Here is a 13,849-nt window from a genome sequence, read left to right as displayed (position 1 = left end):
AAACCCGGCACGATGGCCAAGAATTCGAACCAACCAGAAAAGCGGACGACCCGCCTGGAGGACCTGGCCGAGCGCGCCGGCGTTTCGATCTCGACCATCTCGCGTGCGCTGAACGACAGCCCGGCGATCAATCGGCGCACCAAGCAGAAGATCTGGGAACTCGCCCGCGAGCTTGACTATCCTTTTCGCCAGCGCATGCCGGCCGGCCCGATCGGGGCCGAAGCGACGATCGCTGTCGTCGTGCCCGAACCGCAGGCGCGCGACGGGCATATCTACGATCCCTTCTTCTTCGAACTGCTGGCAGGGGTGGCTGAAGCTGCGCGCGACCGGAATTGCGATGTCCTGATGAGCCACATCACGCCGACCACCTATGACGATCTCGCTTTCGCAATGAGCACAAGCCGCGCCGATGGCGTTATCTTCATCGGCCAGAGCTCGCTGCATCTGGAATTCAACAAGCTGGCGATGAAGGACAGCCGTTTTGTCGTCTGGGGCGCGGAACTGCCCGAGCAGGCCTATTGCTCGATCGGCAGCGACAATCCACGCGGTGGGTGGCGGGCGACGGCGCACCTCACCCGGCTCGGGCGGGACAAGATCCTGTTCCTTGGCGATACCGAAGCGCCGGAAGCCATGCAACGTTACAAGGGCTATCTCGAAGCGCTGGACCAGGCCGGTATCGAGGCGCGCCCCGACTGGTACCTGCCGGTCCATTTCGAGGTCGAGTCCGCAGAAGCGGCCGTTCACAGCCTGATCGAGCGGGGCATGGATTTTAACGGGATCGTCGCGGCCAGCGACCTCATCGCGCTGGGTGCCATCCGCGCCATCGAGGCCTCGGGACGGCGCGTGCCGCAAGACGTATCGGTGGTGGGATACGACAACGTTCCTTTTAGCCGGCTCACGCGCCCGGCGCTGACGACCATCTCTCAGGACACAGTAAAATCCGGCCGTTTGCTGGTCTCGAAACTGATCGACTCACAAGGCGGATCGCGCCGCTCCGAACGCTCGCCGACCGAGCTGATCGTACGCGAGTCCTGCGGCGCCTGACGCGGACACGGCTCCGGCGCGATACCCGCAGCAACGGCGCATCGAGATTGGCAAGAAACCTGATGCTATGGCACACTTGCCTTCGATATAAAGCTAGCTTGTCCGGGAATCGCCATGTCGAATGCATCGATCCTGCTGTCAGAATTGAAGCCGCTGCTTGACGCCGCGTCGGAGAAGGGAATCGACCTACGGGGCCTGTCAGACGGGGTGGACGGGCGCATTCCGATTGCAGACTATTTCCGCATCCAGCGCGACATCGCCGTCGCCTCCGACGACCTGACAGCCGTGCTGTCCAAACGCAAGCTGACCTTCAAGACCGGTCACTTCCTGGTCGCCCAGATGCAGCAGGCCACCTCCCTGCTTTCGGCCGTCGAAGTGTTGATCGAACACATCAACATGATGCATGGCGACAATTACAACTCGCTGCGTTTTAGCGACGACCGGGTCTGCCTCGTCATCGACGATGAAAGCTTTCCATACCTGTCCGACGACGATCCGGATTTCGTGCAGCTGATCGGCGATTGCCTGCTGATCAAGATTCACAGCCTTCTGGACAGCCTCACGAATGGCGTTGCCGAAGCCGCGCTCCGGCGTGTCCGGCTGAAACGCAAGCGCGGGGACGCGATGCGTCCCCAGAACCGTTTCTGGTCGGTTCCGATCGACTATGGCAGCCATGCCTATGAGCTTTCGTTCGACTATGACATGGCGTGCCGTCCCATCCAGATTCGTGGCCAGGTAGATCTCAGCGCCGACGGCATATTCTCGCGCGTGATCAGCTATCTGGAAGCCCGTGAAACCAATAGCGCCATGCGCAGCGTCACGACCCGCACCATGGACCTCATCGATGACGGTATCACCCGCCAGGCCGACGTCGCCCGCCGGCTCGACATGAGCGTGGCGACCCTCCGCCGCCGCCTCTCCGAAGAGGGCAGCCACTTCCGCCAGCTGCTCCTGACCGCCCGTTTAAGGCGGGCCGAAGCGATGCTGAGGCGTGGCTGTTCTGTCGCGCGGACAACCGAAGAACTCGAATACTCAGACATCCGCGCCTTCAACCGCGCCTTCAAGCGCTGGAAAGGCCAGACACCGGCCGCTTTCGCGCAGGCTTGCCAATCCTGATCACATCCGCGTGAGCGAAAGTGTTCACTCCGCTTGACGGCTGATGTCGTTGGCAGATGGCCATCATCAAGTGAGTTTCTCCCGCATAGGGCGCAGTTCGCGTCATTCATGAGACGGCGCCTCAGACGCCGATGGGAGGAACTACATGAAAGCTTACACCCTGAATCCGTTTCGTCTTGGCTTGGTATCGGCCATCGCCCTGACGGCTGGCTTTGGCGCCAGCGCGCAGGACGCCACCGCCGAAGACGATGCTGGCGCAGAAACCCAGCGCCGTTTTACCGCCGTGAAGGTCACCGCCCAGCGCCGCGAGGAAAACCTCGTCGATGTTCCGCTGTCGGTTTCGGCCTTTGACGGCGATCTGCTGGCCGATCTCGGCGTGGCCGACCTCACCGAGATCGCCAAGATCACGCCAAACGTCACGCTGGAAGTCTCGCGCGGCACCAATACCACGCTCAGCGCCTTCATTCGCGGCGTCGGCCAGCAGGATCCGGTCGCCGGCTTCGAAGCGGGCGTCGGTATCTATGTCGACGATGTGTACCTCAACCGGCCGCAGGGCGCGGTTCTCGATGTCTATGACGTGGAACGGGTGGAAGTCCTTCGCGGGCCGCAAGGCACGCTATACGGCCGAAACACGATTGGCGGCGCCGTCAAATATGTCACGCGCGGCCTGACCGATGAGCCCACCTATGAAGTCAATCTCAAGGCCGGCAGCTACAATCAGCTGGATGGCGTAATCACCACCTCGCTGCCCGTCACAGACAGTTTCCGCGTGGGCGCCGCTGTCGCGAGCTTCAACCGCGATGGCTTCGGCGAGAACATCATCACCGGCGAGGAGAACTACAACAAGAAGCTGTTCGGTGCCCGCCTCTCGGCAGAAGTTGATGTCAGTGACAGCTTCCAGCTGCGCGCCGCAGCCGACTATTCACTCGACAAGTCAAATGCCCGCCAGGGGCATCGGCTGCTCGACGACCAGTTTCCGCCCTTCACCTACCCCGTTCTCGGCGATGTCTTCGACACGCGCGCCGGGCTGGACGTGATCGAACAGCGCGTGGAAGCCTATGGCGGTTCGCTGATCGCGGAATTCGACGTGAATGATCAGTGGACGATCAAGAATATCCTCGCCTACCGCGAAGACGAGAGCACCTCGCCGATCGATTTCGACTCGCTTCCCGAAGCCGATTTGGACGTTCCGGCGATTTACGAGAATGATCAGTTCTCGGAAGAGCTTCAATTCCTCTATTCCGGCGACCGGCTCGAAGGCCTCATTGGCTTTTACTATCTCGACGCCAATGCATCGACCGTGTTCGACGTGCTGCTGGCCACGACGGGCGACCTGCTGAACCTGCCCGGCCTCAACGCCCAGACATTCGGTGATGTCGGGACCGAAACATGGTCGATCTTCGGCGACTTCACATACGATCTGACGGACAAGGTTTCCCTGTCTCTCGGGGGCCGCTACACTGAAGACACGCGTAAGTCTCAGGTCCTGCGGCGCACCTATATCGGTGGTTTCTCGGAATTCTTCGGTGGCGATCCGATCCTCATCGCGACGACGTCCGACTTTAATGGCGAAGCCGATTTCGACGATTTCAGCCCTCGCATTTCCGTGAGCTATCACCCCACGCCTGACATGAACCTTTATGCGACTTACTCGCAGGGTTTCAAAGGCGGCTCCTTCGACCCGCGCGGTCAGACCTCGGCTGCCCCTGACCTCGACCAGGACGGCACCGTTTCCGAACAGGAAATATTCACCTTCATGCAGTTCGACCCGGAAGAGGTCGACTCCTACGAGGTCGGCTACAAGGCCAGCCAGCTTGACGGACGCGTGAACTACAGCCTGGCAGCCTTCTATTCGGACTATAAGGACGTTCAGGTTCCCGGCTCGATCGGTGTCGATACCGATGACGACGGTATCAACGACTCCTTCAGCGGCGTGACGACCAATGCCGGCGCCGCAACCATCTGGGGTGTCGAGTTCGAAGGCACCGCCACGGTTGCCGAAGACATGGCAAGGTCGGGCGACCTGCTGAACCTTGGCTGGTCGGTCGGCTATCTAGACGCCCAGTATGACGAGTTCATCGATGCTTTCGGCAACAACGTCGCCGATCAGCGCGTCATTCAGAACACGCCGGACTGGACCGCCAACGGCCGCATCTCCTACGACACACCGTTTGCTGGCGGCAACTTGCTGCTCAACACGCAGCTCTCCTATCGCGGCGACTCCAGTCAGTTCGAAGTGCCCGGACCGCTCGACCAGGAAGCCTTCACGCTGTGGGATGCCAGCATCCGCTGGGAAACCGGTGATGGCCGCTGGGGCTTCAACCTGACTGGCAAGAACCTGACCGACGAGGAATACATCGTGGCCGGCTACGACTTCGTGACCATCGGCTCCCCGCTTGGCCTTGAGGGTACGCTGACGGCCTTCTACGGCGATCCGCGCACGGTGACAGCAGGCGTCGATTACAAGTTCTAGGCTGCCTTTCCTCCCAAGGACATGTGCGGCATCGAAAGGTGCCGTGCATGTCCAGACCTGTGACGAATGGCCAGGACAATGAGCGACATCTTCTACAAATCGACTGATGGACTGGATCTTTATGCCAGGTCCTACGGCCCAGAGGACGCGCCGCTGACGGCCCTGTGCATGCATGGGCTGACCCGGAACCACAAGGATTTCGAACCGATGATCGCGGCGCTGGGCGGGACTTACCGCTTCATCGCAGTCGATGTGCGCGGGCGCGGGCAGTCAGATCGAACCATGGAAGCAGAGACCTACACGCCCATGGTCTATGCCGGGGACATGCTGACCCTTCTCGACCATCTAAACCTGCAGCGCGTGGCGCTCATCGGCACGTCCATGGGGGGGCTGATGGCGATGCTGATGGCCAAGTCCGCGCCGAACCGGTTCAGCGGCATCGTCCTCAACGATGTCGGTCCGGTTGTCGAGCGCGCGGGCCTTGAACGGATCGCGGCCTATGCGAGCGATCCCAAGCCAGTCGAAAGCTGGTGCGATGCGATTTCGAAGACAAAGGCATCACAGGGCGCCGCCTTTCCTGACTATGGCGATGACGACTGGTCGGCCTTCGCAAAGCGCACATGGAAGCAGCAGCCGGATGGCAGGCTCGAACTCGATTACGATCCGGAGATCACAAATTCGCTCGCGGAGTCGAAGCCAGGCCTGCTGACGCGTATCGTCATGTGGCGGGTCTTCTCATCCCTTAAGAAGATACCGCTGCTCGTCGTGCGCGGCGGCGAGTCCGACATCCTTTCCCAGAAGATCGCCGCGCGCATGATCAAGCGCCACAAGGATGCAGAGCTCGCCGTCGTTCCCGGGCGGGGACATGCCCCGATGCTGGACGAACCGGCAGCCGTCAGCGCCATCAGCGCCTTCCTCAAACGGATAGAGACCCAGTCATGAATACAACATCGACGAAGGATCAGGGCGTCTTGGCCGGCCGGACCTGGGTGCTGATCGTCCTGACACTGGTCTACACCTTCAACCATGTCGACCGGCAAATCCTGATCACGGTGATCGAACCGATCAAGGCCGAGTTCGGGCTATCTGACGAGCAGATCGGCCTGCTGACAGGTCTCGCCTTCGCAGCGCTCTACGCAACGCTCGGCATTCCGGTCGCAATGTGGGCCGACCGCGGCAACCGGCGCAACATCATCACCCTGGCCCTGACGATCTGGTCGGGCATGACGGCGCTGACCGGGCTGGCAAACAATTTCTGGCACCTCTTCCTCGCGCGGATGGGAGTCGGCATCGGCGAGTCCGGTGGCACGCCGCCAGCCACCAGCATGATCGCCGATCTCTATCCGCCGCAGCAGCGCGCCTTTGCCCTTGGCGTTTACACGACAGGCATCGGCTTCGGGATCATGGTCGGCTATATCCTCGGCGCCTTTGTCTACGCCCAGTTCGGCTGGCGCGCCGCCTTCTTCGCGGCTGGCATACCCGGCCTGTTACTGGCGCTTCTGGTGCGCTTCACCATCACCGAACCGGTGCGCGGGTCTTCCGACGCCTACCAGTCAACCGAAGACGCGCCGGGTTTCCTCGAGACGCTGAAATTCATGCTGACCCAGCAATCCTATATGCTGATCCTCGCCGGCTGCCTGATGATCTGTATCTCTGCCAACGCCTTCGTGGCGTTCACGTCGAGCTATCTGCAGCGGACGTTCGACGTCACCGTCTCGCAGGTCTCGCTGCCGCTTGGCCTGCTGATTGGCGGCGTGGGCGGCGCGGGCGCGATGATCCTCGGTGCGGTCTGTGACCGGCTCTCGGCAAAGGACCTGCGCTGGCGGCCCTGGATGATCGCCGTGTGCAGCGCCGCCGCCCTGCCCTTTGCCTGGATGATGCTCAGCGCGCGCAGCGTCGAGATGGCCTATGTCTGGAATATCATCCCAAGCTTCGTCGGCCTGATCTATGCCTCGATCGCCTATACGGCGACGCAGGAACTCGTGAAAGTCCGCATGCGCTCGGTGGCAGCGGCGTTCACGCTGTTCAGCCTGACCCTGATCGGGATTGGCGGCGGGCCATGGATTGCCGGGCGGATTAGCGACATGTTCCTCGATGCCGGAAACGCAGCCCCGCTGGCCTCGGCGCTCAAGGTAATTCTTGCCTTCAATGCCGCGAGCATCGTCTGCCTCCTGCTCGCCGGTCGGACTTATCGCAAGGATGTCGAGCGGGCCGCTGGAACGCCTTCACCGCCGCCGGAGCATGTCGCGGTGCACGAAACCGAGGCAGTTGGCTGAGCTGAGACCAGGCTCTCCAATACAGGCCGCGCGGCAGCCCCACCGCGCTTCACCGCGCCGCGGGCGATCCCGGTGTCTCATGCGCCGATTTGAAGATCATACATGTCGAACGGACAGGAAATGCGGGGCGCTATGCGCCGGAAACAGTCACATCGTGTCAGAAATACGACACCTGTAACTCGAATAGCCCCAAAAAGTACAAATTTATGTTGACGCGCAGTTTTGGACGCTGAACGGTGCGTGACAGGCGTCAATCAGGGTTAATTCAACTCAATAAAACTCGGGTAGCCGGCAGGATTCCGTATCGGCCGGCAATAGTCAGAGGGGTAAAAACATGTTCACCAAGAAGTTTGGGGTGCGTCTCATGCACTCGACAGCACTTTGCATGGCCATGGCGGCCGGATATGCGAGTGCACAGGAAGCCGACGAGAGCGTTGTCGTCGTTCCGGCTGAAGAAGAACCGGCAGCCGACGAAGCGCGCCAGGACAAAGTTGTCGTCACCGGTTCCCGCATTGCGCGCGACGAATTCTCCAGCTGCACCGATCGACGTCCTCACGGCCGACGAGGCGCAGATCGAAGGTATCGCCGACGTCGCCCAACTGCTGCAGTCCTCGACCGCCGCATCGGGCTCGGCCCAGGTGAATGGCGCTGTCTCCAGTGCCTTCGTCAGCAATGGCGGCACGGGCGCTGAAACACTTTCGCTGCGCGGCCTCGGCGCCAACCGGACGCTGTTCCTGCTCGATGGACGCCGCGCCGGCCCATCCGGGACGCGCGGCTCGGTATCCGCCTTTGACCTCAACTCCATTCCGCTGGCCGCTGTTGAGCGTGTTGAAATCCTGAAAGACGGCGCTTCGGCCGTTTACGGGTCTGACGCCATCGCTGGCGTCGTCAACATCATCACGCGCAAGGATGATGGCGGCGTCATTGATGGCTTCATCTCGACGCCCGAGAAGGGCGGCGGTGAAGTCTTCCGCCTCAGTGGGACATACGGCAAGTCATTCGACAAGGGCAGCATTCGCGGCACCGCCGACTACTACAAGAGCCGCAAGCTCGCCCGCGGTGACCGCGACTATCTCGATTGCGGCGAAGCCTATGCCTTCAACCCGAATGGCGGTGGCCGGGCCGACGTCATCGATCCGCGCACCGGCGAGTTCCAGTGCCGTGACCTGCTCTGGGGCCATGTCTGGATCTATGACTATGCGGGCGCGGATTCGAACATACCGGACACTTTCCCGTACCTCGCACAGTACGATTATGACGGCTTCCTTGCTCAATACCTGCCGCAATATCCGGCAGCGACAGACCCGTTCCAGCTGACTGTTCCGTCCGGCTTCTATCCGATCTACTACGATCAGAACGACATCGATGGCCTTGCAGCCTGGGACGGCATTACCGTTGGCGACGAAGCGCGGGGCCTGGTCGATTACGATCACCCCTTCCAGAATGCAGAAACCCTGCAGCCGGAAGTCGAGCGCATCACCTTCCTGCTCTCGGGCGAGTACGAGCTGACCGACAATGTCACAGCCTACGGCGAAGCGCTGTACAACCGGCGTGAGACCTTCAACGACAGCTACTCGCAGTTCTGGTCCTATCACTATGGCGAAGACAGCCGCGGCCTGTTTGGCGGCTCCGGTATGAACCCTGAGCCGTCGGCCCAAGGCTGGACCGGCTTGCAGTGGTTCTCGCCCACCGCCATCACCGACCGCAATGATGAAAAGGTCGTGGTCGAGTATCAACGTTACGTCGCTGGCCTGCGTGGCGACTTCGGTGGCTTCCTCGATGGCTTCAGCTGGGATCTGGCCTACCAGTATTCCGACTCTCAAGGCGATTACACTGAGGACTTCATCTACGGCGACGCAATCTACGACTACAACTTCCAGACGTCGCTCTGCGCCGACATCAATGGCGGCGTGACCTCGGTCACCGGAACACCTTGTGTTGACGTTCCGTGGTTCGATCCGGAGCTGCTTCGCGGCAATTACAGCCAGGAGGTCGAGGACTTCCTGTTCACGCGTGAAACCGGCGACACCAAATACACCCAGTCGTCGCTCGAAGGCTATATTACCGGTCCGCTATTCGAACTGCCGGCCGGCACGCTGAGCGGCGCTATCGGCTTCCTCTATCAGGAGGACGAAATCACCGACACGCCGTCTGATATTGTGCTTGCAGGCAACGCCTGGGGTGCCTCATCGGCTGGCATCACTACGGGTAAGCAGGAACAGACAGCCTTCTATGGTGAGCTTGAAGTGCCGATCCTGGCCGACCTTCCGCTGGTTGAAAGCCTGACATTGGCGGCATCGGGCCGGATCACGGACATCAATACGGTCGATGAAACTGGTGACAATTACCGCCTCGCCCTCAACTGGCAGATCACGCCGGAGTTCCGCCTACGGGCCACGCAGGGTACGTCCTTCCGGGCACCGGGGCTCTTCGAACTTTATCTCGCAGACGAAACCAGCTTCGTCCGCCAAGGCCTCATCGATCCTTGTATCAACTGGGGTGACGCGGGCACGCCGGCCATCGTCCAGGCGAACTGTGCGGCTGACGGCATTCCCGACGATTACGTTGGCGGCGCCATCACGGCCAACCTGTTCCGTGGCGGCGGCCTTGGCCTTCTGGAACCGGAAACCTCCGACAACTTCAGCGCGGGCTTCGTCTACACACCATCCTATATCGATCTGAGCTTTGCGATCGATTATTTCGACATTGAGATCAACGACGAAATCACGACGCTGACCGCCGCCCAGATTCTGGATGGCTGTTACACTTCGCAGAGCTTCCCGAACGATCCGCTGTGTAGCCGTTTCGACCGGAATGCTCCGGACGCAAACGATGCAAACCGCATCACGGACGTCCGCGCGCAGTTCATCAACGTGGCATCGCAGAAAAGCGAAGGCCTGGACTTCACGGCACGCTACGGCCACGACACAAAATGGGGTCGCCTGACCGTTGAGGCACAGGCTACCCACCAGCTCGAAGCCTATCGCGTTACGCTGGAAAACAGCCCTGTCGAAGATACCAATGGTGAATACGGCGAGCCGAAGACAACGGGTTACGTCAACTTCAACCTCGACACTGAGACGCCGTGGAGCTTCTTCTGGGGCATCGACTATATCGGCGACACCGACCAGACCGAGCGCAACTCCGAGGACCTCGCGTCCACGCTTTACGGCGTTCCGGTTCGCTACAAGTGGTACACGGAAGAAACCATCTACCATACCTTCTCGGCCCAGTACGACGCTGATGACTGGACCTTCCGGGCCGGTGTGGCGAACGTCTTCGACGAGCATCCGCCGGCTGTCTCCGACTCCGACTCGGGCAACTCGCTCATCGTGTCGCAGTACGACTATCTCGGCCGCCGCGTCTTCTTGAACATCTCGAAGCGCTTCTAGGTAGCCAACAGTACAAATCAGGGGCGGCGGGCATAATGTCCGCCGCCTTTCTTTTTGACGGGGCACAGCGCGGCTATAGTGTCGTGTTGACACCCGCGCGCAGGATGGGTGTCCTGCGGGAGATCACAGGGAGCCGGGGCGAATGCCGCACATCAAGGTCAAGCCAGACAATCTGAATGAGCGTAATCGTGAGTTCACTCAGACGCCGTTGAAAACGCCGGTTTTCCTGAATTCGGTCCCGAAGAGCGGCACGCATTTGATGCGCAACATCATGCGCATGTTCGTGCCAGTCGAACAGCAATATCACGACACCTTCATCCAGATTCCCGTGCTGCGTCAGCATCTTGAGGCCTTCTATCCGCACGCACCACGCTTGAGCTGGGGACATCTTCTGTTCTCTGACGATGCGGCCATCGTGCTGCGCAAGGTCAACCATGTGCTGCTGGTGCGAGATCCATATGACTGGGTCCTGGCGCGGGCGCGCTTCTTCCTGTCGGACAATTTCGAGGCCAATCTGGAGCACCTGAAGGGCGGCAATGCTGATACGCTCGATGTCCTGAACATGATGATTTTCGGCATTCACAACAAGGTGCCCTCGATGCGCGAGATCTACACGCACAATGCCGCAAGCTGGCTTGGCTCCAGCGCCCATCTGGTGCGCTACGAAGACCTCGTCACCCATGTGAAAGCGCTCGAAACCCCCGAAGCGGAAGCCTTCTTTTCCAAGCTGTTTGCCAAGTGCGGTATGGCCATGCCCGCCGACTGGCGCGAGCGCGTACGGATCGGCTCGGACCGCAAGATGAGCAGTACGGCCCGCGAAAACCTGACAACTCGCGATGAGGTGCCAGACGAATTGCCGGAGACACAGAAGCAGCTCGTCGATTACTACGTGCCCGGACTACGCGCCCTTCTGGGCTACGCATGAGCATCACTAATTATAGGCAGGTAACCGCAGAATGAGACGTGTGCTGATTGTAGGCGGAGGGTCGGCCGGCTGGATGACAGCAGCCTACCTCAATGGCGCCCTTAACGATCGCGGCAATGCGCCCACCGTGAAAATCAGCCTGATCGAATCCCCAGACATCCCGCGCATTTCTGTCGGCGAGGCAACCGTCCCCTCGATCCAGCATGTCCTGTCCGTCGCCGGCCTCGATGAGACGGAGTTCATGAAGGCGGCGGATGCGACCTTCAAGCAGTCGATCCGCTATCAGAACTGGCTCCACAATGACCAGAGCTTCTACCATCACCCCTTCAGCCGCTACCGGATTCAGCCAATCGACAGGACCGGACGGGCCTGGCTGAATTCCGACCGTTCGGTTCCCTTCATGGAGACGGTTTCGGCCCAGCCTGTCATCTGTGACATGGCGCGCGCCCCGAAGATGCTTGGGCGCTGGGATATGGGCGCCCCGCTAGCGTACGCCTACCATATGAACGCCCAGAAATTCGCCGACTATCTGAGAGATTTCTCTACCGCGCGCGGCGTCTCCCACTACCTCGAGAACGTGACCGACGTTGAAATGCGCGAGAACGGACTGATCAAATCGGTCAGGACCGATCGCGGCAATGTGCACGAGGCGGACATTTTCGTCGATTGCACGGGCTTTCGCGCGCGGCTCATCGGAGAGACCCTTGGCGTCGGCTATGAGGACTATTCCCGGTGGCTGATGTGTGACCAGGCCGTGGTTGGCCGCATACCCTATGACCAGTTCTATCCGGGCCTCATCCGCCCTTACACGACGGCCACGGCGCTTTCGTCCGGCTGGGCGTGGGATATCCCGATGCAGGATCAGCGCTCCGTCGGCTACGTTCATTCCAGCCACTTCATTTCGGCAGAAGAGGCAGAACGCGAATGGCGGGCCTATGAAGGGCCTCACGCGAAGGACATCGAAACGCGGCTGATCAAATTCCATGTCGGCCAGAGGCAGAAGGCCTGGCAGGGCAACTGCCTCGCAATCGGGCTGGCGGGCGGGTTCATCGAACCGCTGGAATCGACCGGCCTCTACCTGTCGGACCTCGGCGCCGTGATGCTGGCAGAGCATTTTCCTTATACTGATGATATGCTGGAGGCGATGGCCTTCCGGGTGAACCGGGTGATCTCCAACCGGTATTTCGAGATCCTCGATTTCATCAACATGCACTACTGCCTGTCGCGCCGGACCGACACGGCTTTCTGGCAGGAGGTGCAGAAACCAGAGCGGATCACCGACCGGCTGAAAGCCAAGTTCGAATACTGGAAACTCAAGCCGCCGAGCGCTTCGGACTTCCAGGACCAGTCCTTCCCGGGCGGAGCTGGGCAGATTGACCGGGTCGTTCCGGGCTGCGACCCGCGATCGCCCGTCGATACGGCCGGTCTCTGGAACCATGAGAGCTATGAGGCGATCATGTACGGCATGCATTTCTGTGGCGAACCCCTGGCACCCCCGTCGACGGACGCCCCCAAGACGCGGGTCATGCCTGCGATCATCGAGCGTCTTCGCGCCGCACAGGTAAAGCTCCCACCGCATGACATGTGGCTGCAGCGTGCGCTTGGCGCGCCGAGCTTCACCAGTGCTGGCTACGAACCTCCGGGTTGGGCGTCAGGCCGGGCGCGGCCATACTGATCAGCCAAGCCCTGCTGCGAAATCATCTATTCGCGCCTGCATTGATGTGAGCTGCGGCAGTAGCGGTGCAATCTCCGCTTCGAAGCGTCGCCACTTGTCCGGATCTGGCTGCGACACTGTCGAACGCGACAGCGGCATTGACCCAATATTCAGGTCGGCTGGCGCCCCATCGATCCCTAACGTTTTGCAAACGCCAAGGAGTGCCTTGCCCGGATCGGCCATGAAGTCCGAATAACTCAGCACGGTCAGCCGTTCGGCCGGCAGGCCTGACAGGCCGGAGATGATCGCCTCATTGCAGGCCAGCCACTGGAAGGCCGCAATTTCCGCAAGCGACCGGCCACGCATCTTCTCCCAGCCGGGCGGCAAGACGAAACACCAGCCCGGCAGAGGCCAGTCCGGCAGGTCCCGGAAGGTAATGAACCGCCCCTTGTTGAGACCAACTGCCCAGGCCTCAATCAGGCTGGCAACATTCTGGCGCGGATCGCGATGCAGGAAAACGAAGCGGGCCCTTGGAAACATTTTCAGCAGGAAGGGAATGTTGAGTGCATTGCGGGGCGTCTTTTCGACAAGCGTCACATGTTCTGGACGGGCCTGCGGCGGGTATTCAAGGTATCGGCGGCCCCGATCGTCTCGCATCAACAGGACAAATAGGCGACGGAACATGTCAGCCGTCTGAGGATCGGCGTGGCGCTCGTCAAGGGCCATCGAACTCAATGCCGCATCGCTGGCTCTTAAATGCGGAAACTCCCTGAAGATCGCGTGGCTCTCGCCGCCGATGCTCCAGAAGGGCGGGATACGACAGATCTGTTCGAACATCAGTGTACTGCCGGCACGTGGCGCGGACAGGATGATGACGGGGTCTGGCATCAGCGCATCGAGCGCCGCATCTCCCAGGCCGGCCGTCTCCTGGGTGGCGATCGGTTTGAGGTCGGGCGCCCGCTGCATGCT

9 protein-coding genes are annotated in these 13,849 nt (G+C 60.8%); 8 read left to right on the top strand and 1 reads right to left on the bottom strand.

What is annotated here, in order from left to right; genetic code table 11:
- Positions 1–12 precede the first annotated feature (12 nt).
- The 8 genes from D1223_RS04275 to D1223_RS04240 all read left to right on the top strand — a co-directional run bounded on the left by D1223_RS04275 (position 13) and on the right by D1223_RS04240 (position 12,901).
- A complete protein-coding gene (locus tag D1223_RS04275) occupies positions 13–1,044 on the top strand; it encodes a LacI family DNA-binding transcriptional regulator (protein ID WP_119375145.1) in 1,032 nt (343 codons plus the stop codon).
- Between the two features lie 114 nt (positions 1,045–1,158).
- Entirely contained in the window at positions 1,159–2,160 is a 1,002-nt protein-coding gene (locus D1223_RS04270) for a helix-turn-helix domain-containing protein (protein ID WP_119375144.1), read from the top strand.
- A 145-nt stretch (positions 2,161–2,305) separates the two neighbouring features.
- The gene (locus D1223_RS04265) at positions 2,306–4,633 is read left to right on the top strand and encodes a TonB-dependent receptor (RefSeq protein WP_119375143.1); all 2,328 of its coding nucleotides are present in this window, start codon (positions 2,306–2,308) and stop codon (positions 4,631–4,633) included.
- A 78-nt stretch (positions 4,634–4,711) separates the two neighbouring features.
- Positions 4,712–5,575, top strand: coding sequence for an alpha/beta fold hydrolase (locus D1223_RS04260; RefSeq protein WP_119375142.1), 864 nt, complete (start codon positions 4,712–4,714; stop codon positions 5,573–5,575).
- Positions 5,572–6,909 carry a spinster family MFS transporter gene (locus tag D1223_RS04255; protein WP_119375141.1) on the top strand — a complete coding sequence of 446 codons (1,338 nt, stop codon included), beginning with the start codon at positions 5,572–5,574 and terminating at the stop codon, positions 6,907–6,909. The genes D1223_RS04260 and D1223_RS04255 overlap by 4 nt, the downstream gene beginning before the upstream one ends.
- A 491-nt stretch (positions 6,910–7,400) precedes the next feature.
- Positions 7,401–10,301 carry a TonB-dependent receptor domain-containing protein gene (locus D1223_RS04250; protein WP_233353032.1) on the top strand — a complete coding sequence of 967 codons (2,901 nt, stop codon included), beginning with the start codon at positions 7,401–7,403 and terminating at the stop codon, positions 10,299–10,301.
- Between the two features lie 142 nt (positions 10,302–10,443).
- On the top strand, positions 10,444–11,226 hold the full coding sequence (locus D1223_RS04245) for a hypothetical protein (protein ID WP_119375139.1): 783 nt from the start codon (positions 10,444–10,446) through the stop codon (positions 11,224–11,226).
- 31 nt (positions 11,227–11,257) lie between these two features.
- Positions 11,258–12,901 (top strand): tryptophan halogenase family protein, encoded by a 1,644-nt coding sequence (locus tag D1223_RS04240; protein ID WP_119375138.1) that lies wholly within the window; start codon positions 11,258–11,260, stop codon positions 12,899–12,901.
- Here D1223_RS04240 and D1223_RS04235 read toward each other — a convergent pair whose 3' ends face one another.
- Positions 12,902–13,846: a sulfotransferase family protein gene (locus D1223_RS04235; protein WP_119375137.1), complete on the bottom strand. Its 945-nt coding sequence runs from the start codon at positions 13,844–13,846 to the stop codon at positions 12,902–12,904.
- Positions 13,847–13,849 lie beyond the last annotated feature (3 nt).

It is taken from the genome of Henriciella mobilis, from assembly GCF_003576285.1.
GTDB lineage: Bacteria > Pseudomonadota > Alphaproteobacteria > Caulobacterales > Hyphomonadaceae > Henriciella > Henriciella mobilis.
This window is presented reverse-complemented; position numbering and strand designations above follow the sequence as displayed.